Here is a 22,604-nt window from a genome sequence, read left to right as displayed (position 1 = left end):
TTTTTCTTAGGCTTAAACGAAAGCATTCTTTGCTGTCAAATTTTTCCATATTAATGGAGAAAATTTTAACTCGATTGAACATAGCTCTTTTAGTTTGAAAAAAATACGTCAAATATGGGAGTGTGGATTGTTATCCTGCATATGAGGAGACAAGAATGCAATCAGACCCTTTATCAGTACCAAGATCAACACCGAGTCATCATTATGCTATTGTTCCAAATCCGTGCCCAAACAAACTAACGATTAGAAGATCAAATAAAAGATCAAAAATTCCTGAAAGCGAAATGCCACCTGGCTGTGCCCGCTGCTTAACGCTATCTGAGGTTAAAGAATTAAAAAAACAATCCAGTTCCAAACCTTCTTAAAAAGTTGACAGGATAAGCACATAGTTTTTTAGTGAAAGAAAATAGAAAAATCTTTTCACAGGAGCAATCTTATGGCAGAACCACTTTTATCAAAGGGAAAAGCGGATGCAATTTCAAATGGCATCTTTTTAATTTGTTTAGGGATTTTATTGTATTCATCTGAGAGGTGGTGGCCTGGTATTCTTCTCGCTATCTGGGCATCGCTAGCTTTAAGACAATATTTAACAGGTCGCATTTTTGATTTAGCTGTTTCGTCATTCATTCTTTTAGGATTGTTTCTCGCCACGGCGTTTGAAATCAGCTGGTCCACCTTAATGCCCATTTTATTTGTTATTGGGGGTATTTATTTAGTTTTACGTGAGTATTATTTTGCTGAATCTCCGGAAGAAGTCGTTGATCCATATACGCTCAAAAAAGAGATAAAAAAAGAGATAAAAAAAGAGATTAAAGCTGAAATTGAAAAAGAGAAACTCGATGACAAATAATTACCCGCTTATTCATGTTGGCTTTTGCAAAAAGCCAACTCCACCCCAATATCTTTTTCTACGCAAAGTGGAAGAACACCGATACATTTGGTTTGAGGAAAAAGCTGATGGAGAAGAAGCAACCACAGAAGTTGAAGCCCAGAATGTTCCGGAAGCCTTGCGTTTAGCAAAAGCCGCGTGGAAGGATGATTATTTTGAATTTATGCACTGTGGATTCCGCTATACTTTGCCAGAAAGAGATGAACACGGGTTAAATGCTCTCTTCAATCAAATGGTTGCCTCTTACAGCTCAAGTAATGGTGTGTATTTTGAACAAGAATTAGGACATCCTTGCATTGTGCAAAACGCATCCATTCAAGCCCGACTTTTATGGAAAAAATTAAAACAGGCGAATAGACTTTAACCCACTACTTGTAATATCTGATGCATTGTCCCAGTTGTCACTCCCGATTTTTTTTATACCGTTCTGAAAAAGATCGTCAGGCCAGTTTTTGTCCCTTTTGCGGGCACTCTTTACAAGGAGAAGTCCCTCAAAAAGATGAAGAAGAACTCATTCCTCTCATCTCAGAAGATATTCCCTCAAAAGAATCTGTCAAATATTCCATCGGTCCCTATCAAGTTTTAGATCCTATTGGAAAAGGAGGAATGGGCGAAGTCTTGTTAGCTTACGACACTTCTTGTGGCAGAAAAATCGCATTAAAAAAGATTCGAGAAGACCTAGCGGACTGCGCACCAATTACACGCAGGTTTTTAAAGGAAGCTCGAATTACCAGCCAGCTTACCCATCCGGCCATCATTCCAATTTATACGATTCAAGCCAAAGATGCCCCAACCTATTACACAATGCCGTTTGTAGAAGGCAATACCCTTAAGCAAATTTTAAGAACAGCGCGTGAACAAGAAAAAAGAGGCGAAAAAGCAGAGCAAGGTAGCATCTCCTCTTTAATCCGCATTTTCATTAGTGTTTGCCAAGCTGTCGCGTATGCACACGCCAAAGGGGTTTTGCATCGAGACCTCAAACCAGAAAATATTATTGTGGGACAGTATGGCCAGGTCGTTATCTTGGACTGGGGACTAGCCAAAATCATCCGTCACCCGGAAGATGATGAGATTGAGAATGAAAAAATAATGACCTCTCATTCTCTCACTAAAGTGGGGAAAGTCGTAGGAACGGTTTCCTATATGGCTCCTGAAAGGGCCAAGGGTGGTGAAGCGACTGTTCAAACTGATATTTACTCTTTGGGAGTGATTCTTTACCAGCTTTTGACACTCTATCCACCCTTTAGACGTACAACGCTTAAAGAATATCGCAAAAAAATGGATGAAGAGGTGCTGATTGATCCGATGGAAATGGCCCCCTATCGCGATGTTCCTCTCATTCTTTCAAAAATCGCCACGAGCTGTCTGGCGACTCAAGTAGACCAACGCTATCAAACAGTCGACGAGTTGATTCGGGATTTGGAAAACTACATTGAAGGTCGTTCAGAATGGTTTCTTATTTCAGAACTGGACATTGCATGCAAAGATGATTGGGAATTTCAGGAAAATGTGTTGATTGCAGAGCATATGGCCATTACACGTACAACAGAAATTTCTGATTGGGTCAGCCTCATGATTTCCAAGTCCTCTTTTACAGGGAACATTAAACTTGAGGCAGACGTCCGAATTGGGGAGCAAGGACATGGTTTAGGATTTCTTTTAAGTATTCCTGAAGCCGCTGAAAGGCAAAATTTGAATGACGGCTACTGTCTTTGGATAGGAACAGATACCAATAAATCTACCAAACTTTTGCGATCAACAGTAGAAGTCATTAGTTCTCCCGGAACTTTTTTATATCGGAATATTTGGTATCACATCTGCATAGAAAAAATTGATAATAACATTTATTTCTACATCAATGATATTCTGCAGTTTTCTTACATCGGCCATCTCCCCTTAACAGGAACACACATCGGCCTGCTTTCACGCGATGCAGATTTCGAAATCAAAGATTTTTATGTCCACGTCGGAAATCAAAACATCATGGTCAATTGCCTTGTTGTTCCCGATGCTTTTTTGGCACATAAAAATTACTCTGCAGCTTTAACCGAATATCGCCGTATCGGTTATTCCTTTCCAGGAAGAGCCGAAGGAAGAGAGGCCATGTTCCGGGCCGGCATTACCTTATTGGAACAAGCTAACTCTTTGACCGATCCTATAGAAAAAAATCAAACATATGATGCCGCTTTAGATGAATTTCAAAAGCTCCGACATACTCCAGGAGCTCCTTTGGAATATTTGGGAAAGGCTCTTGTTTATCAAGCCCAACACGACTACGATGAAGAAGTCAAATGCTACGAGCTAGCCATTAGACGTTATCCTCATCACCCCCTTCTCCCTCTTTTACAAGAACATATCGTATATCGGATGCATGAGTGCTCCAGATACCACCGTAAAGCTACTTATCAGTTTATCCTATTAGTCACGAGCCATCTTCCCAAAGTCGTTGAAAATGCAAACACTAAAAAATTGTTTCAAAGTTTACAAAAGCATTGGGAACCATTGCCCTTTGTGTTTCCGGAGAAACACTTTGAAACAATTCCTCAAATATCTTTGCACTCCTTTTCCATGCAAATTGCCTTTTGGCTAGCAAAACCCTTTGTCCTGCTGGAAATTATTGATGATCTTCTTGTTTTTCGACCATTTCCAGTCGAAACAATTGGAAATGCTCTATATATCCTACTTGAACTTGGTGCTTGGGAACTTGTCTCACAAAAAATAGCGCAAATCGAAAGTCGAGATCTTCTCGAATACACCTGCTTTGACTTTCCCGCCACACTGCGCGTTTTAAAATTTGGAGTCCTTTTCAAAAAAGAAGGATTAAAAAAAGGAGTAACAGTTTTTCTTGAATCGTTAAAAAAATCACACATCACTCTTGATGACGAGCGGATGCTGAATTATTTTATGATTAATGCTATTGATGAACAACAACTTGACCTTATTCCTCTTTTACAAGAAAAAGCCCATCAATATCCTCTTTCTGAAGCTGGAAATTTTCGTTTTAAATGCATCGAAATTTCTTATTATTTGTATATCAGCGAATGGAAAAAATCGGGAGAGCTCTTACATCAGTTTTCAATGGACACGCTGACTCAAGATAAAAGCATTTTACACTTTTTATATGGCTGTTGGTTGTACGCGACAGAAGGAAAAGAAATCGCCTTTGCGCATTTCTCAGTCAATCTTGAAGTCCCTTATCCACGAACATGGTCCCTATTTATGCATTATCTGCGGGGAAAAGCTGGTGAAAAGCAACCGTGGTTTCAACGTGCATTTTTATTTGAAAAAAGGCTTCTATTTCGTGAACTCGCATTGTTTTATCACTGTTCCGGAGATCAAGCAAAATCCTATCATTATCAAACTTTAAGAAAGTTTGAATATTTAGAAGCTGATGGATCAACTAAAAATCCATAACTTTACCTAAATCTTTCTGTTTGATAATCTAACTTAAAAATTAATTCATTAGGATTTTTATGTTAGATCAATCTCCTTTAGGAAAACAAACAACTTATATCACAACATATTCTCCCAAATTGTTGTTTCCAATTCCTCGAACGATGGCTCGAAATAAAATAGGCCTCACTTCGCTTCCTTTTACAGGACTCGATATTTGGAATTCTTATGAACTATCCTGGCTTGATCAAAGAGGGAAACCACAAATTGCTTTCGCTGAGTTTCACTTCCCTTATGACAATCCAAATATTGTCGAATCTAAATCATTTAAATTATATTTAAATTCTTTCAACCAAACAAAAATAGGCTCTTTAGCAGAGTTGAATGAGATTCTGGAACGAGATCTTTCTCAGGTTTCTTTAGGCCCTGTAACAGTTGAACTATATTCTTCGGCTGATTTTAAAAAGCAACCCATGCGTGAATTTTCGGGAACATGCCTAGATTTTTTGGATATCGAAACAAATGCTTATCACGTCTCACCCGAATTTTTATCAACCAGCTCTGATTATGTTGAGGAATCTATTTATAGCGAGTTGCTCAAGTCGAATTGCTTAGCAACAGGACAACCCGATTGGGGCACGATTTACATCCGTTATGCGGGTCATAAAATTGCACATGAAGGTCTTTTGAAATACATCATTTCTTACCGCAACCACTCCGGGTTCCATGAAGACTGCGTAGAAAAGATTTTTTACGATATTTCAACTTATTGTAAGCCTGAAAAATTAACAGTTTATGCCCGCTACGTGCGACGTGGGGGCTTAGACATTAACCCTTTCCGTTCCAATTTTGAAACAGATCCTGTCAATCTTCGATTAAACCGTCAATAATGGTCGAGGTCTTATGCTAGACCCTTCCCTTCAGGACATCAGAATAAAGAGGCTCAAAAGAGCTTCTTTATTCTCGAATAGTTTACATCTTTCTCAAATCGATTTCATAAAACCAGAATGACCCTTGAAAGAAGCCTATGGCTTAGATCCTTTAATCACGGAACATGAAAACCTGTGAAAGAGGATGTCCCAACTGTTACCGTAACACCAGGAAATGAATAAGAGACTCCATTATCCAGATGAACTACATAGTCTAGTACCGCAGATCCTGTCGTCGCATTAATGGGTGTTGCAATAATTTCACACTCGCCCTGCGGAAATGTACTAGACCCAAAAGAGAGTGTTGTCGAATTTCCTGCAGATAGTATTGCGGTTGCGATACTCCCATTGGTCGTATATAAGGAAACTGAAACATCAGGGCCCGATACTAACGTTACTTCAACAGCAATACTTCCTAAATATACCACTGTACTAGGACACGTTGGACATGTCGGACAATTTGGACACGTTGGACATGGACAAGTCACAGAAAAAATTGCAAAGGGGTATAAGCTTAGTAAGCTAGAAAAAAATAGACCTTGAAAAAGTGAAAAAAAATATTTCATCAAAGCTCCCATTATTGACTAAGGAATTGTAAAATTAACGGACTCTGTATTTCCTGGATTTAATGTATTAAATACCTGATCCACAAGAGTTCCAAGATTGACCGTGGAAACGTTTACTCTAACCACTGATTGAGAAACTGGCGATTGCCCATTTATTCCAATAATAATAATTCTCCAAATCCCTGTTAACGGAAATAGCTGAGTATAAACATACACGCCAGCTCCATTAGGAGGCAATGTAATACTACTATTATAATAGTTTCCATTTGGGTCCACAAAAGCATAGGTCAACTCAATTGTATTGCTACCAATCGTATCTCCATGGAAAAAAAACTGGATTCTCAGGTCATCGTCAAGATTGTCAGGAGGACAGGTAGGACAATCCGGACAAGTTGGACACGCACAATCCGTTGGACATTCGGGACAAACAGGATTTACAGGTTTAACTACTTTTATTTCGGGATCTTTACTATCTCTGCCAATGTAATAAGTACCAGCACCAGTCGCGGCAGCTAAGAGAACCGCACTAAGCAAATATTTTTTGATATTTGTCTTTGGACGTTCGCAAGAATTATCACAAATATCCTTATCCGAATCCTCTTCATAAGCTTCTGTGTACGCATCATCGTTATGAAATTCATTAGCCTGAATTGTGATAGGATGTATCAGAAAAAAACAAGCTGTCATACAACTTAAATACACATAAAAAAAAGACTTCATCATGCAAGCTCCTTTGTAAAAACATCTTTTATCCAATATCGAACAGGAAGTAAATATTTTTTAAAAAAAATTTATGTTTTTTAAGAAATTTACCCTCTGTAAAAAAGATATTAAAAATGCAGCCTTCTTCTTTCATACCCTACTTCTCTTACACAAAAGACATCTTCCCATATTAAACTTCACTCCCAAATCAGTTTGCCATTTGACTCATGACCTAATTATCGTCATCATTTTTGGGCTTCCATCGAAAGCTTATAAACAATGACAAGTGTAGCTGTTCTAGATCCACAACCTTTAGTTTGTCGTGTGCAATGCCTATGATTCGATTGGATTCGTTGTTCTTATATATTGCCAATGCATACGTGAGAAACCATAAAAGCTAATAATTGATTTTTGTCCTTTTTAATCATTCGCATAGACTTTTTGATTCATACATCCCAAACAACTTCTCAAAATATTTTTAATCCATCCATTTTTCTTGGAACCATGCATAATTTCTTTGGAATACTTTTGAACGCTTTTTTGGCATCATATCCGAAATATTAGCTATTTGTGGCCCAGCACCACCATCTTCAATAGCAAGCTCAGTCCCCTTCTTTGAGGGCCTCAATACTCATCATGATTCATGATAAGCTCTTTACTTCCATGCTCTAAAAAAAGACTAGAACCAGAACGCAGGAGTTCATCGTCTTCTAAACGAATATTAAAATAATCTCATCGCCCATCTAAACATCCTTTTTGTGGATAAAACACTTTTAAGCCAATTTTGATATAACGATGTTTGTAGGTAATAGTCCTTAGCAGTTTTTCCCAAAATTGTCTCAAGGTAGCAGAATCGTACCTGTGAACTAGCCATCGTCTCTATGTCTTACTCTAACCTGACAAAGGTTAAGACCTATTTGAGTATTTTTTCTGGTATGTAACCATTTCTTGCAGCGATTTCTCTGAATAAAAGCGAAAATCTTTCATGAGCGCATTCCTATTTAGTTTTTGTCGTAAAAAACGTTTTAAGGATGCGCTCTCTTTTTTTTATCTCATACACAACTTTCGATCACATCTCCGATTTCATAAAACAGAAATGATCCTTTAAAGAAGCCTATGGCTTAGATCCTTTAATCACGGAACATGAAAACCTGTGAAAGAAGATGTCCCAACTGCTACCGTAACACCAGGAAATGAATAAGTGACTCCATTATCCAGGTGAACCACATAGTCTAGTACCGCGGATCCAGTCACAGCATTAATGGGTGTTGCAATAATTTCACACTCACCCTGCGGAAATGTACTAGACCCAAAAGAGAGAGTTGTCGAATTTCCTGCAGATAGTATCGCGGTTGCGATACTCCCATTAGTTGTATATAAGGAAACTGAAACATCAGGGCCCGATACTAACGTCACTTCAACAGCAATACTTCCTAAATATACCACTGTACCAGGACACGTTGGACATGTTGGACATGTCGGACAAGTTGGACATGGACAAGTCACAGAAAAAATTGCAAAAGGGTATAAGCTTAGCAAACTATAAAAAAATAGACCTTGTAAAAGAGAAAAAAAATTTTTCATTAAAGCTCCCATTATTGTCTAAGGAATTGTAAAATTAATAGTCCTTGTGTTTCCGGGATTTATTGTATTAAATACCTGATCGACAAGAGTTCCAAGATTGGCTGTGGAGACGCTTACTCTAACAACCGGTTGAGAAACTGGCGATTGCCCGTTTATTCCAATAATAATAATTCTCCAAATCCCTGTTAGTGGAAATAGCCGCGTAGAAATATCCAAGGTTGCTTGAGAGGGAGTCAATGTAACACTATTATTATAATAGTTTCCGTTCGGATCAACAAAAGCATAAGATATCTCAATTGTATTGCTACCAATCGTATCTCCAAGGAAAATAAACTGGATTCTCAGCTCATCATCAAGAGTGTCAGGAGGACAAGTAGGGCAGGCCGGACAAGTGGGACACGCACAATCCGTTGGACATTCGGGACAAACAGGATTTACAGGTTTAACTACTTTTATTTCGGGATCTTTACTATCTTTGCCAATGTAATAACTGCCAACACCTGTCGCGGCAACTAAAAGAGCCGCACTAAGCAAATAGTTTTTGATGTTTGTTCTTGGACGTTCGCAGGAATTATCGCAAATATTCTCATCCGAATCCTCTTCATAAACTTCTGTGTACATGACATCGTTATGAGATTCATTAGCTTGAATTCTGATAGGATGTATCAGAAAAAAACAAGCTGTCATACAACTTAAAAACACATAAAAAAAAGACTTCATCATGCAAGCTCCTTTGTAAAAACATCTTTTATCCAATATTGAATAGAGAGTAAATGTTTTTTTTAAAAATATTCATGTTTTTTTAAGCCCCTTTCTCTCCGTAAAAAAGATAGTAAAGATGTGATCTTCTTCTTTCATAACCTACTTCGCTACACAAAAAACATCTTCCCATCTTTAAACTGCTCAAAAATCAAGTGCACCTCCAAGAGCAAGCTTTGACCTCGATGCCCTCCATGAATTATGATAAGTTCTTTACTTCCATGCTCTAAAAAAACAGAATGGGGTTGATCATCTTCTAAACGAATGTTAAAATAAATCTGATCAGCCCATATCCAAACGTACTTTTTGTGAACAAATTACTTTTGAGCCAAATGATATAAAGATTTTTGTAGGCGATAGTCCTTAGCAGTTTCTCCCAAAATTGCCTCTAGGGCTCTTAAGAGAGCTAAATTCCCTTGTACCTTAAGTTCAATAGCTTATTGCAACAATTCCTGATTCGCTTTGCGATAAATTTCCTCGAAAGGATTATTTTGTTCATTTATTGATGACATTTTTTCTGAAGAAAAGTGAGAATACTTCATAAGCGCAATCTCATTTAGTTTTTATCATAAAAAACATTTTAGAGATGCGCACGTTTTTTTTCATCTCACACAACTTTAAGAAGCCTATGGCTTATATCCTTTAATCACGGAACATAAAAACCTGTGAAAGAGGATGCCCCAACTGCTAACGTAACACCAGGAAATGAATAAGAGACTCCATTATCCAGATGAACGACATAGTCTAGTACCGCAGATCCTGTCGTCGCATTAATGAGTGTTGCAATAATTTCACACTCTCCCTGCGGAAATATACTAGACCCATAAGAGAGAGTTGTCGAATTTCCTGCAGATAGTATCGCGGTTGCGATACTCCCATTAGTTGTATATAACATCAGGGCCGGATACTAACGTTACTTCAACAACAATGGTTCATATATATACTGCAGTACCAGGACACGTTGGATATGTCGGGCATGGACAAGTCACAAAAAAAATAGCAAAAGGGTATAGGCATAGTAAACTAGAAAAAAATAGTCCTTTTAAAAGCGGAAAAAAATTTTTCATTCAAGCTCCTATTATGGCTAAGGAATTGTAAAATTAATAGTCCTTGTGTTTCCGGGATTTATTGTATTAAATACCTGATCGACAAGAGTTCCGAGAGTATCTGTAGAAACGTTTATATTAAGCACCGGTTGAGAAACAGGCGATTGCCCGTTTATTCCGATAATAATAATTCTCCAAATCCCTGCTAACGGAAATAGCCGTGTAGAAACAGTCACGGTAGCTTGATTAGGAACCAATGTGATACTATTATTATAATAGTTTCCGTTCGGATCAACAAAAGCAAAAGATATCTCAATTGTATTGTTGCCAATCGTATCGCCAAGGAAAATAAAGCGGACTCTCAGCAGATCATCAAGTCTTTCGGGAGGACAGGTAGGACAATCCGGACAACTTGGACACGCACAATCCGTTGGACAGTCAGGACAAACAGGATTTACGGGTTTAACTACTTTTATATCGGGATCTTTACTATCTCTGCCAATGTAATATGTACCAACACCAGTCGCTGCAGCTAAAAGAGCAGCACTAAGCAAATATTTTTTAATGTTTGTTCTTGGAAGTTCGCAAGTATTATCGCAAACATCCTCGTCCGAATCCTCTTCATAAACTTCTGTGTATTTGTCCTCATTATGAGATTCATTAGCCTGAATTGTGATAGGATGTATCAGAAAAAAACAAGCTGTTATATAGCTTAAAAACACATAAAAAAAAGACTTCATCATGCTATCTCCTTTGTAAAAACATCTTTTATCCAATATCGGATAGAGAGTAAATATTTTTTAAGGCATTTTCTTTCTGCAAAAAAGATAGTAAGGATGCGATCTCAATGTCCTTCATAACCGACTTTCTCTACACAGACGAGCAAAAGTAGTTTGATAAAACTTATCGCATTAAAGTAAAATCTTATTCAAACCGTAGCAACAAGTCTTTTGGATCTATTTGATGGTGATTAACTATGACAAAATCACTAGATTTTTTTCTTTCTTTGAAAGCACATTAAACCAAAATTCGAAGAATCGAATAAGATACTGGACAAGTACTTCTTCTTGACGAGACCATCGAGGAAAAGACCTATTCAATAAAAATGAAATAATTTATTTACTCCCATTCATATTAAAGGTGAGTGAGTTAAAGGTATCGATCACTTTTCAGAAATATTGTCAAAAGCTGTGTTTTGAACATCTAATAAAACATCCAACTTTTTGAAAATTAAACTGTATTTTTATATTAAAGACTTGTTCCCCATCTTTAAATTGCACACCTAAAATTAGTTTGCTAATCAACTCATGACCTTTACGCTATCGCTTTTGTGCTTTCATCGAAAGCTTGTAAAGCATGACAAGCGTGCTATTCTGGATCCACAGCCTTTAATTTGTCATGTGCGGGGCCTCGGTTGATTCAATTGAACTCGTTTTTCTTATATGTTGCCAATGCCTGGAAAATCATAAAAGCTAAATAATTATCTTTTTCTTGGCATCTTTCAAAATAGAAGACAAAAAAAATAATGCTCCATTTCAAAGCAGGGAGATCAGTTACATGGCTTGGTGGTGTTGAATGTGAAATGAAATAACTAAACACCTTCAAGTCAGAGATAGTAGCATTACAAATTGGCCCACTTCATATTAAATGGGAATAAGGTCATTTAAACAGTCAATTCTAGATTGAAGCGAGGGATGAAAAAAATCCAAGCGATTATCCCCTTCGGGAGAGATCAGTATTTTTACAAACAATGAAGTCAGCTGTGAATCATCATCACAATTTCTATCATAAAGATTGCCCTCTTGCATCTCTTTAAAAAACTTGATTGCAGCATACCTTGCTTTATCGGAGCAAATAGAAAAAGCTGTTTTATCTGCCTGTTTTTCTCTCCAATGGGAGAATAGGGCTAGCCCTGCAATTCCAGTGATCATTCCTAAGGAAGAAGCAGGTGAAAAAAAAGACTTAAGAGAAATTTTGGCTGTTGCAGGAAATAATTTAGCTAAAGCAAGAGTTGTGATGATACCAACGAATCCCTGAGCCAAAAAAAGGGTAAGAGTATCATTATGTTTTATATGGGAAATTTCATGCGCAAGAATAAATTCCTGAGTGTATTCACTCATATAAGCAAAAGCCTCTGGATCAATTGCGATTCCTGCTTTTCCTGGAAAAATTGTATTTCCCATTGCCTGAGCAATATTCCCTAAACCTCTTATTTCAACAATTTCTAAATTTTTTGTGATTTTTAATTTATCTGCTAATGCTTGTACTTTTGCTTCTAAAGATTGTCTTTTATTTGTAGGTAGAACTCTTGTATCTTCTTGAAAACGCAAGCGCCATGCAAAAATCCCATTTGAGGTTAGAGGAATTAATGAGGGAAATACAGCAATTGATAGATTCATAAAATGATTCATTTTATCCTTTAAGCTTTAGAATTAAAGCGTAAATTATACAAATCGATCAATAAAAGTAAAAATAAAACACGCCATTAGTTATTTGACAAGCAAAAGCTTGATATACTAATTCCTCTTTTACTTCTTGTAGATTACTCAATTAACCCCATCACTTCAAAATTAACTTCCAGAAGTTTATCTGCATAAGGTGTCATAAAAAAATCTTGATATCCCCACTCTGGATGAATGTATAGAATGCCTTTTTCCCCAATTTTTCGCCCTACTAGACCTTCTTTGAATCCTCGAATCGCTCTTTTTAAATCTACTTTATCGAATACAACCTCACCATTCCGAAGGCGAATTTGATAGTTCAATAATGGAATATCTTCTCGCTTGAGTATTTCCCCATTACCTTCCTTTATTTTTCGATAATAAAGACGCTCTTTATTTAAAGTGAGTAAACAGGGATCTCGATCCGTATCAAATTTTAGAAAATACTGAGTTGCTGCTTCACATTCTCGTTGATGTTGTTTCTGATAGATATTCCACGATAGCCTATGCAACAGCTCTTTCATTTTAGGATTGTTCATCTCAAAAGGCCTTTTCCCTTCTAAAAAACTTCTTAAATGCTTTTCAACATTTTTGAAAGTATACAGTTCATCATAATGTCTAAAAAAAGCTCAGTTTACATATCCTATATCGTGGTAATGCAACTTTTGGACCCTTCGATAGTCCTCTTCCGTCATTTCTGCTATGTCTTTAGGACATTCTTCTTCTATAAGCGGAGGGAGCGATTCTGTGGAATTTTCTACGTCCAGTAATTCCACCTCTGCAACAAAATAAACTCCACCATCAAAATTTGCACGCATACCATAACCTACATTTGGATGAATAAAAAGTTTTCGCTTTTCTCCAACTTTCATTCCCAAAACGCCATGTCCAAAACCAGGAATCATTTCTGATAAATTCAACTTGGATGGTTGGAGCAAGGCATAGGTATTAGCCACAACGTCCCCATTCGGTTTTGATATGAAATAATGCATGAGCACATCCAAGCTTTTTGGAGTAATGATCTTCTCTCCTTGTCCTTCTTCTAAAGTTTGGTAGTAAAGCTTTTGAGGAACAATCGATTTGCACTCCTGTCGTTTAGCAAGAGTCTCAAAAAATGCATCAGCCTCTTTTTTAGAGCTTGTTTCGCTTTCCATTTTTGTTCTACACAAAATAAGGCGTCTTCAATGTGCCTTTTAAGCTGTTTATATGAGGATAGTGCCACCAAAGCCTCTTCTGCTTCTTTGATTCCTTCCAAAAAAGCATCTAAATTTTCACGAATTGGTTGTTCAAGATGCTCCCATAAGCATGAAGCAACCAATTGAGCCATACAGAGCTTCTCTTCTTCGTTAAAGTCATAAAAAGAAATATCCAAACTCTCATCTTTTATTCAATTGGCTTTAAAACCATATCTAGCAAGAACTTTTTCTAAAAATTTTTCAGACTGCAAAAGCTTATGCACATTTATTTGTGTATTCTCATAACTTTTTATTAAGCTTTTACTTTCTTCAAGTGAAGGATCCATGCCACAAATGAAGCGTGGGGCATAATTTTCTAGTGAATCTGAACTTCCACCTAATATTTGAGAAAGATCTTTTTCTTCGTCTTCATATGTTCTATAACCTAGGCTGGGTTCAGCTGACTGCTCTACGCTTGAAAACAGATCATTGTCTTCCTGAAATGAGTAAAATAAATCTGATGATTCAAAAAAAACCGAAGCTTTTTGGGGACATTTTGCAGAGGTCCAATAAAGACTATCAATGAAATCGCAACGGCTTCCTAGCAAAGAATTTTGTGATCCAAATCCAAGCAATATTCCGATCAACACGTTATTATTTTTTGTAATAGTCCCTAGTTTTTGGTTGAGTATTCCTTTTTGCAGTCACCGCGAATTTGAAAAAGAATGCCGCCAAGTTAAAATAATCATTTATTTTTACTCAAACAAATTAAAATAAATTCCATAAGACACCCTACGTCTATTTCTTTCTTTAAATGGACAAAATTCTCCCTTCTTTAAGACGCTACTTCTCAATAAAGCTTTATTCGCTTATAATGATTTCTCAAAATTAATCGTTCTTAACATTATGGCTGTCTTAATATGATGATTCCAAAAAAAGTTCTCCATTTTCTTGTTGCTTTTGCTGCACTTTCTTCAACCATTCCGCTAGCAGCAGAGCCTTCTCTTTTCAGAAGTCAACCAGAAAAAATTCATGTGAATAACCGTGTTCTTGCCACTACCAATGGAAAGATCATTACAGTCATGGACGTGATGAAAAAAATGGATATTGTTTTTTACCGCAATTTCCCTGAATACGCCTCTTCAGTCCCTGCAAGGCTTCAATTTTATCAAACAAACTGGAGCGATGTTCTACAGGATCTGATAGATAAAGAACTGGTCATGGCTGATGCGGAAGAGATGAAACTTCCTTTGACAAATGGCGACGTTCGACAGGAGATGGAAGAAATATTTGGTCCAGACATTATTCACAATCTCGATAGAGCCGGCCTTACTTACGATGAAGCTTGGAATTCAATCAAGGGTGATATTATTATTCGCCGTATGCTTTACTATCGCGTAAATACCAAAGCACAAGCGCAGGCCACCCCGCAAGCCATTCAAACGGCTTATGAGCAATATGCCAAAGAAAACGTTCGCCCCAAGGAATGGACATATTACATGATTTCTGTTCGGGATGAGCAGGACGAGAAAGGCGCAAAGATTGCCAATCAGATTTATCAACAGCTCCAAAAAACTCCAGTCAAAATTGAAACGCTGCAGGATAATCTGAAGAAATGGCTAGGCGATAACATCGCTCAAGTAAACGTTTCGACCAAGTTCTCCCACATGGAAAACGAAGTCTCGGATGAGAATAAACAAATTCTAGCGACACTTTCCCCCGGTAATTACAGCAAACCTATAGCCCAAAAAAGTCGCGCGACGAAATCAACTGTCTATCGTTTATTTTATTTGGACTCGATGAATCCAGGAGGAGCACCTCCGTTTGATGAAGTTAAAGACGAGATTAAAAGTTATTTGACTGATGAAGCGATTAGCAAGGAAACAGCTTCGTATTTAGAAAGGCTAAGAGCCCATTTTGGCGTCGATAAAATCAATGCACGTGAAACACTCCCTGCAGATTTTGAACCCTTTTCTTTAAACTAGTTGTGATTTATGCCGCTGTATAAACCAAATGAATTATTTGCTTTTTTGAATTCTTTGGGGATTCGACCGAAGAAAGGCTTGTCGCAAAATTTTTTAATCGATGGAAACATTATCAGGAAAATCGCAGCGACAGCCGCAGCCTCGTCGGATGATGTGATCCTTGAAATTGGCCCAGGCCCTGGCTCACTTACCGAATGCTTGCTTGAAACAGGAGCTCAAGTCATTGCTGTGGAAAAAGACAATCAGTTAGCGGAAGCACTGATTCGTTTGCAAACACCCGCTCAGACCCTGCAAGTGCATTGTGAAGATATCTTGAAGTTTCCGATTGAGAGTGTCTTCAAACAAGAATTGAAGGCTGGCAAAAAAGCTAAAGTGATCGCAAATCTTCCGTATCATTTAACATCGTCTATTTTAGCAGAACTTGCCCCCTTACATGCATATTTTTCAACAATCACTGTCATGGTACAAGAAGAGGTCGCCCGCCGCTTTACTGCAATGCCTGGATCGCGCGAATTTAGTGCTTTTACGTTATTTCTCAACTTTTTTTCAAATCCTGTCTACAATTTCAAGGTGGGCAAACAGTGTTTTTATCCAGCTCCAAAAGTCGATTCTGCAGTGATGACACTTCACCTGAAATCCCCACCACAAGTTGATCAGCAAGGTTTTTTTACTCTAACAAGAAAAGCGTTTGAGCAAAGAAGAAAAATGATTAAAAGTGCTTTAAAATCTATCTATGAACCAGAAAAGGTCATGCAAGCATTAGAGGGAATTGGAATAAATCCTCTCGTAAGAGCAGAAGATTTGAGCCTTGATGATTACTTGAAGTTATTTGCTATTTTAAAGAAAACAGAAGGTTAAGCGGCCGCTGCTGCAGCTGCAGGATGCCGTTTGTTGAAAAGCTTTGTTGTACAAATTTTCCATGTGCCTTTTATACATGTCACACGTCTCTCTACAAATTCTTTCACTGCACTTTTTTGCTGAATTTTTAAATTTTTTCTAAAGCGTTTATTGCAATAAATTCCAATCCCAACGCTTACTAGCGAGAGAGTAACACCTCCCACCATCAATCCATAGGCCACAGGAGCTGCAGGAGTAAAAAGCAAAACAAACCCGCCTACAATACCAAAAAGACAAGAGCTGATTAACAACGAACGAATTGCAATCTGTGAAATCGTTTGTTGTTTCATCGATTTCACTATTTTTGATAGCTTCTGTACGGATTTTTGTTTTTCAAGTTCTGTAGATTCCGATTTTTTGAGTACTTCTTGCGCATTTTTCCAGGCCGTCGCTAACTTGTCCCTGAGTTGCGCAGGATCTATCCTAAACTGTTTTCTTAAAAACCGATTATTTTTATTTTCCAAATACTCAAAGAGCGGTCGAAAATCTTCGATTTGCTTTTTGTCTGAGGTCGACTGAACTTTTTTGGAAAGCTGGCGTAGAGTCCAAGCACTCTCCACAAGGCCTTTTGCATAAGCAATGGCTGTTGCCACCGAAAGGGCCAAACTCACCGCAAATAGGGGTGTTGTCCATCGAATAGCGTGCAACGAAACCGCCCCAACTCTTTCTAAGCCATGCGCAAATGTAGCTATGCACTCCCCAATAATACCGACATCGGCAACGATTTGAAGAAGAGCATCTATTTTTTCACTAATCGGTCTTTTGATACTTTGGATGAAATTCACAAGGATATCATAAATTGCAAAAGGAATGGCAATAATAGGTAGCAACTTGATCGCATTAAGAACTTGGTAAACAAATTTGGATTTTAACAAAAAACCCAGAACGGCTTGACTCACATTTTTTACTAAATTTAATAATCCATTAGTCATTCCACTTAATTTGGTAAAAGAGGAAAAAACCCCACTTGCCATGGTCACAATATATTCCAAATACTGAAGCTTAAGAGGAATCTGAGTATTGTGTACTTGCTGAAAAAAAGCGGCAATTTTTAAAAAAGGAATTTTCGAAAAAGCGATAATTTTCTTTTTTAGATTAGCACGTGGTTTATCACAATTAGAACTAGTTTCATTTTGTGATTCCAAATGGGGCAATGTAGCAAATAATGAATCAATATGCATAGTTAAAATAAAATAATTTAAGAAACGATTTTATTTTAACTATGCTTTTCAGTCAATTAATTTACAATCTCCAATTTTTATAAATTAATTAAACAGGTGATGGATTTCTTTCCTCAAAACCTTTTTGATGCCAATAAGGATAGATCGGAGTCCGCGCACTTGCCACATCTAATTTTTTTACCTGCTCAGGAGTTAAATTCCAGCCCACAGCACCAAGATTATCTTTTAACTGCTGTTCATTGCGAGCACCAATAATAATGTTGACTACTGTTGGTCTCTGTAAAAGCCAATTTAAAGCCACCTGAGGAATTGTTTTACCCGTCTCCTTCGCGATCTCATCGAGAACGTCCACCACATGATAGAGGTACTCATTTTCAACTGGAGGCCCCATATCGCCAGTGGCTGGCAACCGGCTATGAGCAGGCAAGGGCTGCCCCCGGCGAACTTTACCTGTCAATCGCCCCCAACCTAAAGGACTCCAGACCGTTAAGCCAACCTTCTGATCTAAGTTTAAAGGCATCAATTCCCACTCATAGTCTCGTCCGATTAGAGAATAATACCCTTGATAAGCTACATAACGCGCCCATCCATATTTTTCTGAAACGGCCAATGACTTCATAAGATGCCATCCTGAAAAATTGGAGCATCCAATGTAGCGAATCTTTCCACTTTTAATGAGATTATCTAATGCACTTAAGGTTTCTTCGACAGGTGTCATGGCATCAAATCCATGCATTTGATAAAGATCGATGTAATCAGTTCCGAGACGTTTCAGACTGTTTTCACACGCATTGATTAAATGATAGCGGGAGGATCCCACATCGTTTGGATCCGAACCAAACCGAAATGTCGCTTTGGTTGAAATCAGAATTTTATCTCGCCGCCCTTTAATGGCCTGCCCAAGAACCTCTTCAGATAGGCCATTTGAATAAATGTCCGCGCTATCAAACATATTGACTCCGCTTTCTAAGCAAACATCAACTAAACGAGAGGCTTCCTTTACATCAGTCTCTCCCCATGCTTTAAAGAATTCGGTTCCTCCGCCAAAAGTAGCGGTTCCAAAACTCAAAACGGGCACCTTAAAACCTGAAGATCCTAATTGCCTATATTCCATACGATCTTCTCCTAACGTCTTCTAAATTGAAATACGAGTCCTCCAAAAAATAGCAATATGCACACAATGGCAAAAATTTTTGTGGCTTTGTGCCAAAATAATAATTCACCAAATGATTGTTTTATCCAGAACGACCAGCTCGCCGAGAGCTCCTCATAGGCTTTTACGGGCACATATTTTTTAAAGGCTCCTTCCCGATCTGTCAAACAAACTTGCCCAATCGTTTGTCCTTTTTGAATGGGAGGTTCCAAATTCAACCATTCAACCGCACACTGGACTTGAGGTTCTTCGGCGGAAAAGTAGGAGATCTTGACATCCTCATCCAAATAGGCTTTTAAGGGTTGAGAAGCCCAATTAGGTTTTTGTGTAAATTTTTGAATGCCTTGCCTTAAAAGCAACCGTTCCACTTTTGGTTGTTGAAAAGCTGTCTCAAATAATTTAATGGCATCTTTAAAAAGCTGGTCCCTCTCTTTTGTTTTTAGTAGGACCGCAATTAAAGTTCGATCTTTATCTCTAGCAGCCACAACTAAATTATGCGCGGCGAGATTGGTGTAACCTGTTTTAGCACCAAGAGCTTTAGCATAATAAAATTTACCCTGCTTAAGCAAAGGATGATTTTGAACTAAGACAGAAGATTCTTGCTTATTTGTTTTAGGCCTTGTGTATTTAACCGTTCCGAACATTTTACAAAATGCAGGAATGCTGAGCGCTTCTTTTGCTAAAAGCGCCATATCATATGCCGTTGTTTTATGTTCGGGGTGGTGCAAGCCATGCGGATTATGAAAAGTCGTGTGCTGACATCCTGCTTGTTTCGCATAGGCATTGAGCTGATCCACAAAATCAGGAACCGTCCCTCCCACGTATTGCGCGATAACATTCGCGGAATCGTTAGCAGAAACCAACATGAGACCGTGAAGCAGATCCTCTAAAGAAAGTTGCTCGCCTTTCATGATTCCCATATGGGTTCCCCCGGGAACTAACCAATAAGCTGGCAAGGTATAGTTCGATTTCCTTTTCGCTTCTTCAGTCACCCATCCAATGGAATCTTGCTCCGCAGTGACAATAACGTCTAATTTGTCTGAAAAAAATTTAAGAACAAAAGCGGCTGTTGCAATTTTTGTAATACTTGCAGGGAAATAAGAGGTGTGAATATTTTTTTCATAAAGAATTTTTCCCGTTTCTGCATTCATTAAGATTGCAGCTTCCGCTTCCACAAAAACATCAAGCGTATTTGAAAAAAGGGAATTTGAGAAAAATAATAAAGAGATAATCAAATAATAAGTAAGTTTAAGCATCCTTATAAAGCATTTTGGGTTCTGGTTTTGCCTACTTTACTTGAAAAGCAAAAGAATTCCAACTCAAAATGTATCATCTAAAAACACGCTTTACCCAATAATTTTTTCTATTCGTGTAATAAAATGGCTCATTTCGAGCTTATTTTGAGTTTCGAAAGTCTATTTTACCAATTGGCACCGAAGTTGCTTTATTTGATTTAGGTAAAGGCATTATGGAGATAGATATGAATAAGCTAGCTCTGTTAGATGAATACTTTAAAAAATACACGGAGAATCTAAATCATTGGATTCCCGATGGAATTATTCCAGTCGATCTTTTTCTACTGACTGAGTTTGATCTTTTGGATTCCTTTTTCGAGGAAAAAAATCCAGCAGCTTTAACTCGCTATTTTCACGTTGTAGAATCTCAAGATAAAATCACTCTTATCAATGAGCATTTTGTTGTTTGGATCATCCCTGAAAAGTTTGAAAACACGACCAAAACACTGACTTTGATTGCGCTTAATTATCCGGAATCTCTGACGCTTGAACTCGGATTTCTAGCATCGGGAGTCTATAATACTTCCCGTCTTGTTCTTAGAATTCTTGAAAAATTTTTACATGAAATCCAAGAAAATGAAGATTTTATTAAAGCGATACAAGAGACAGATACGCCTCCTTCTTCAGAAGCAACCTAGGTCGTATATTTAATAAGAGTTAGACAGTTGCAATCCCTTTCTCTATGATAATTGACTTCATCCATGATTTTCAAAATGAAATAAATGCCGTATCCGCCCAAGATTTGCCCCCCGCTGGGAGTGTTGGTCAATAACTTATTTGCATTTGCTAAAGGATTATAGGGAATTCCGTGATCTTTGATGAGAATTTGCATGCCCGTTTTTTTGACAGGTGCACATAAAATTTCAATGGTCCCTTTTTGATCTTCAGGGTAACCATAGGTAATGATATTGACTAAAGCCTCTTCCATGGCCAATTCAACTTTAATTGCATCATCCGAATTCACTCCAAATGCGAATGCGTTTTCTTTAACAAAACGCAGCATGTTATAGAGCTGATCCAATTCAGCGGGAAAAGTTTTAGCAATATTATTGTCTCTGCTACCAGCTATTGCTGACATAATCTACAATCTTTTGACTTATGGCTTTGTTTAAAGGTTCCCATACAGCATCTCGAGCTGAGTCAACATCACTCAACTGGCCGAGGGAAAAAATATTAATGCCGTGAAGATTTAAGTAGTAGTCATGATCGAAGTCTGCATTCGTTTCAATTAGAGCAGGGCCTAAAATATAATTTCCTGTGTCATTATCCAGTAAAGCAATCTCCACTTTTGCCCATAAACGAGTCTCCGTCGGAATCACCGAATTTGTGAGCTTTCCTCGTTGTTTTCGATAATAACGGAATCCTATATTTTCATCACGTAAATCTACAATTTTAACTATGAGAGATAAATCGCCTTGATTTGTGACGTATAGGTAGCAATCACTATTGCATAGTTCACGTACAATCGCAGATGTTAAAGCCCCATCCTTATCCCCTTGTACATAAGGGACAGAAATTGTTTTCATTGAACTGCAGGGCCCCGCTGCTATGCGATAACCACAGCCTGTCATCAAGATGAGCAGGAAGACCCAGCAAAATAGTTTAAGACTCTTTTGTGTCATCTTGCTTACCCGAAGCTGCTGTGAGCTCTGGACAAGCTCCCAAAACAAAAAGTCGTTTACGGCATCTTTCAGCAATTTCTGTGCCAGGAAACTTTGCAATTGTATTTTGGTAATAGATAATCGCCGCTTTTGGATGCCCTTTTCTTTCGTAGAAAGACCCTGTTTCAAACAAGCCGTGTGCGTAGATTTCTTTAATTTTTAGCACATTAGCTTCCACTTCAAGCAAGCGCTCTTCCCCAGGAAAATCCCTTTCAAATTTACGCTTATTTACATCGGCAAATGCCAAAATATCAGGATTTTGAAGTTCTACTGCGCTTTGTTCCAGGTAAACTCTCGAAATAGCAACATAACTTTCTGGAGCAAGTTCGTGCTTGGGAAAACGACGAATTAAAAGGTAAAAACTATCCACGCTTTCACGAAAATCTTTGAGCTCCCATAAGTATAAGCCTTTACAGTAAAGAGCTTTAGCCGCGATATCTTGGGAAGGCATTGCCGCTGTCACTTCATCGTAAATTTGCAAAGCAAGAGATTCACCAGATGCCCATTTAGGAAGTCGTTTGGTCCCCAAAAGATGCCTTCGAGCTCCTTCACGGAATTTCTCAGCAATCGCAAACTTATACTCAATGGCTTCTTCAAAGTGCTCAGGGCATCCTTTAGCAGATAAGTATTCAGTAAAATATTGGTTAGAAAAATCAAATTCATCAAGATGAAAATTTGCAATTCCTAAAAAGAAAAGAGCCTCTTGTGCCCATGAAGAAGAAGAAAAGTTTGAAACAACCACTGTAAATTGTTTAACAGCTTCATGCCAATTTTCTTCATTGTAAGCTTCAACACCCAAGTTGTAATGCACGTGCATAGGCTGTGTCGCAAGTTCTTTTGCATCAACAAAACGTCCGTCTTTAAAAACATAGGCTGCTTCTAAGCTAGAAATTCCCGCTATTGAAAGCAATACACATAATAAACATCTAAATATTTTCATCTTAATGA

Annotated in this window: 24 protein-coding genes and 3 pseudogenes; 8 read left to right on the top strand and 19 right to left on the bottom strand. The window is 37.9% G+C overall.

Going from position 1 to position 22,604, the window contains the following annotated elements; translation table 11 throughout:
- Positions 1-155: 155 nt before the first annotated feature.
- From AB7E63_RS06775 to queF, 5 genes are all read left to right on the top strand, one after another.
- The gene (locus AB7E63_RS06775) at positions 156-365 is read left to right on the top strand and encodes a hypothetical protein (protein WP_013925414.1); all 210 of its coding nucleotides are present in this window, start codon (positions 156-158) and stop codon (positions 363-365) included.
- A gap of 71 nt (positions 366-436) precedes the next feature.
- Positions 437-850 (top strand): hypothetical protein, encoded by a 414-nt coding sequence (locus AB7E63_RS06770; protein WP_006341286.1) that lies wholly within the window; start codon positions 437-439, stop codon positions 848-850.
- Positions 840-1,253, top strand: a complete 414-nt coding sequence (locus AB7E63_RS06765) for a hypothetical protein (RefSeq protein WP_006341285.1) — start codon at positions 840-842, stop codon at positions 1,251-1,253. The genes AB7E63_RS06770 and AB7E63_RS06765 overlap by 11 nt, the downstream gene beginning before the upstream one ends.
- Before the next feature lie 20 nt (positions 1,254-1,273).
- A complete protein-coding gene (gene pknD, locus AB7E63_RS06760) occupies positions 1,274-4,303 on the top strand; it encodes a serine/threonine-protein kinase PknD (RefSeq protein ID WP_006341284.1) in 3,030 nt (1,009 codons plus the stop codon).
- A 59-nt stretch (positions 4,304-4,362) separates the two neighbouring features.
- Positions 4,363-5,172 (top strand): NADPH-dependent 7-cyano-7-deazaguanine reductase QueF, encoded by an 810-nt coding sequence (gene queF / locus AB7E63_RS06755; protein WP_428419022.1) that lies wholly within the window; start codon positions 4,363-4,365, stop codon positions 5,170-5,172.
- 155 nt (positions 5,173-5,327) lie between these two features.
- On the opposite strand, the gene AB7E63_RS06750 is transcribed toward queF, so the two are convergent.
- The 13 genes and pseudogenes from AB7E63_RS06750 to AB7E63_RS06690 form a co-directional block, all read right to left on the bottom strand.
- On the bottom strand, positions 5,328-5,777 hold the full coding sequence (locus tag AB7E63_RS06750; protein WP_226987442.1) for a hypothetical protein: 450 nt from the start codon (positions 5,775-5,777) through the stop codon (positions 5,328-5,330).
- Between the two features lie 18 nt (positions 5,778-5,795).
- Entirely contained in the window at positions 5,796-6,500 is a 705-nt protein-coding gene (locus AB7E63_RS06745; protein WP_059359640.1) for a hypothetical protein, read from the bottom strand.
- Positions 6,501-6,727: 227 nt separating this feature from the next.
- A pseudogene (locus AB7E63_RS06740) lies at positions 6,728-7,323 on the bottom strand (IS256 family transposase); the annotation flags it as partial.
- Positions 7,324-7,613: 290 nt separating this feature from the next.
- Positions 7,614-8,063, bottom strand: coding sequence for a hypothetical protein (locus tag AB7E63_RS06735; RefSeq protein WP_226987441.1), 450 nt, complete (start codon positions 8,061-8,063; stop codon positions 7,614-7,616).
- A gap of 18 nt (positions 8,064-8,081) precedes the next feature.
- Positions 8,082-8,786, bottom strand: coding sequence for a hypothetical protein (locus tag AB7E63_RS06730; protein WP_006341974.1), 705 nt, complete (start codon positions 8,784-8,786; stop codon positions 8,082-8,084).
- A gap of 218 nt (positions 8,787-9,004) precedes the next feature.
- Positions 9,005-9,364 (bottom strand): annotated as a pseudogene (locus AB7E63_RS06725) (hypothetical protein); the annotation flags it as partial.
- Between the two features lie 104 nt (positions 9,365-9,468).
- Positions 9,469-9,717: a hypothetical protein gene (locus AB7E63_RS06720; protein ID WP_232503203.1), complete on the bottom strand. Its 249-nt coding sequence runs from the start codon at positions 9,715-9,717 to the stop codon at positions 9,469-9,471.
- Positions 9,718-9,906: 189 nt separating this feature from the next.
- Positions 9,907-10,611 (bottom strand): hypothetical protein, encoded by a 705-nt coding sequence (locus AB7E63_RS06715; RefSeq protein ID WP_013925422.1) that lies wholly within the window; start codon positions 10,609-10,611, stop codon positions 9,907-9,909.
- 438 nt (positions 10,612-11,049) lie between these two features.
- Positions 11,050-11,348, bottom strand: a pseudogene (locus AB7E63_RS06710) (hypothetical protein); the annotation flags it as partial.
- Positions 11,349-11,511: 163 nt separating this feature from the next.
- On the bottom strand, positions 11,512-12,267 hold the full coding sequence (locus tag AB7E63_RS06705) for a M48 family metallopeptidase (RefSeq protein ID WP_006342139.1): 756 nt from the start codon (positions 12,265-12,267) through the stop codon (positions 11,512-11,514).
- A gap of 143 nt (positions 12,268-12,410) precedes the next feature.
- Positions 12,411-12,848 carry an FKBP-type peptidyl-prolyl cis-trans isomerase gene (locus AB7E63_RS06700; RefSeq protein WP_013925425.1) on the bottom strand — a complete coding sequence of 146 codons (438 nt, stop codon included), beginning with the start codon at positions 12,846-12,848 and terminating at the stop codon, positions 12,411-12,413.
- A 90-nt stretch (positions 12,849-12,938) separates the two neighbouring features.
- Positions 12,939-13,463 carry an FKBP-type peptidyl-prolyl cis-trans isomerase gene (locus AB7E63_RS06695; RefSeq protein ID WP_006342141.1) on the bottom strand — a complete coding sequence of 175 codons (525 nt, stop codon included), beginning with the start codon at positions 13,461-13,463 and terminating at the stop codon, positions 12,939-12,941.
- A 233-nt stretch (positions 13,464-13,696) separates the two neighbouring features.
- Entirely contained in the window at positions 13,697-14,134 is a 438-nt protein-coding gene (locus AB7E63_RS06690; RefSeq protein ID WP_006342142.1) for a hypothetical protein, read from the bottom strand.
- Positions 14,135-14,404: 270 nt separating this feature from the next.
- Here AB7E63_RS06690 and AB7E63_RS06685 point away from each other — a divergent pair, with 270 nt between their 5' ends.
- Positions 14,405-15,469: a peptidylprolyl isomerase gene (locus AB7E63_RS06685; protein ID WP_006342143.1), complete on the top strand. Its 1,065-nt coding sequence runs from the start codon at positions 14,405-14,407 to the stop codon at positions 15,467-15,469.
- A 9-nt stretch (positions 15,470-15,478) separates the two neighbouring features.
- A complete protein-coding gene (rsmA, locus tag AB7E63_RS06680; RefSeq protein ID WP_006342144.1) occupies positions 15,479-16,327 on the top strand; it encodes a 16S rRNA (adenine(1518)-N(6)/adenine(1519)-N(6))-dimethyltransferase RsmA in 849 nt (282 codons plus the stop codon).
- Here rsmA and AB7E63_RS06675 read toward each other — a convergent pair.
- The 3 genes from AB7E63_RS06675 to AB7E63_RS06665 form a co-directional block, all read right to left on the bottom strand.
- Entirely contained in the window at positions 16,324-17,547 is a 1,224-nt protein-coding gene (locus tag AB7E63_RS06675; RefSeq protein ID WP_006342145.1) for a hypothetical protein, read from the bottom strand. The genes rsmA and AB7E63_RS06675 overlap by 4 nt on opposite strands.
- Positions 17,548-17,635: 88 nt before the next feature.
- Complete coding sequence (locus AB7E63_RS06670; protein ID WP_428419016.1) at positions 17,636-18,661, bottom strand: aldo/keto reductase; 1,026 nt, start codon at positions 18,659-18,661, stop codon at positions 17,636-17,638.
- A gap of 11 nt (positions 18,662-18,672) precedes the next feature.
- Entirely contained in the window at positions 18,673-19,875 is a 1,203-nt protein-coding gene (locus AB7E63_RS06665; protein WP_237754005.1) for a D-alanyl-D-alanine carboxypeptidase family protein, read from the bottom strand.
- Positions 19,876-20,180: 305 nt separating this feature from the next.
- Here AB7E63_RS06665 and AB7E63_RS06660 point away from each other — a divergent pair, with 305 nt between their 5' ends.
- Positions 20,181-20,633 (top strand): hypothetical protein, encoded by a 453-nt coding sequence (locus tag AB7E63_RS06660; RefSeq protein WP_013925430.1) that lies wholly within the window; start codon positions 20,181-20,183, stop codon positions 20,631-20,633.
- On the opposite strand, the gene AB7E63_RS06655 is transcribed toward AB7E63_RS06660, so the two are convergent.
- The 3 genes from AB7E63_RS06655 to AB7E63_RS06645 form a co-directional block, all read right to left on the bottom strand.
- Complete coding sequence (locus AB7E63_RS06655) at positions 20,630-21,073, bottom strand: ATP-binding protein (protein WP_006342149.1); 444 nt, start codon at positions 21,071-21,073, stop codon at positions 20,630-20,632. The two genes, AB7E63_RS06660 and AB7E63_RS06655, sit on opposite strands and share 4 nt — an antisense overlap.
- Positions 21,054-21,521, bottom strand: a complete 468-nt coding sequence (locus tag AB7E63_RS06650; protein WP_232503204.1) for an LPS assembly lipoprotein LptE — start codon at positions 21,519-21,521, stop codon at positions 21,054-21,056. Before AB7E63_RS06650 ends, AB7E63_RS06655 begins: the two co-directional genes overlap by 20 nt.
- Before the next feature lie 76 nt (positions 21,522-21,597).
- Complete coding sequence (locus tag AB7E63_RS06645; RefSeq protein WP_013925432.1) at positions 21,598-22,596, bottom strand: hypothetical protein; 999 nt, start codon at positions 22,594-22,596, stop codon at positions 21,598-21,600.
- Positions 22,597-22,604 lie beyond the last annotated feature (8 nt).

The sequence above is a fragment of the Parachlamydia sp. genome, from assembly GCF_050255895.1.
GTDB classification, from domain to species: Bacteria; Chlamydiota; Chlamydiia; order Chlamydiales; family Parachlamydiaceae; genus Parachlamydia; species Parachlamydia acanthamoebae.
The sequence above is the reverse complement of the archived record's forward strand: the minus strand, read 5'-3'. Positions and strand labels throughout refer to the sequence as shown.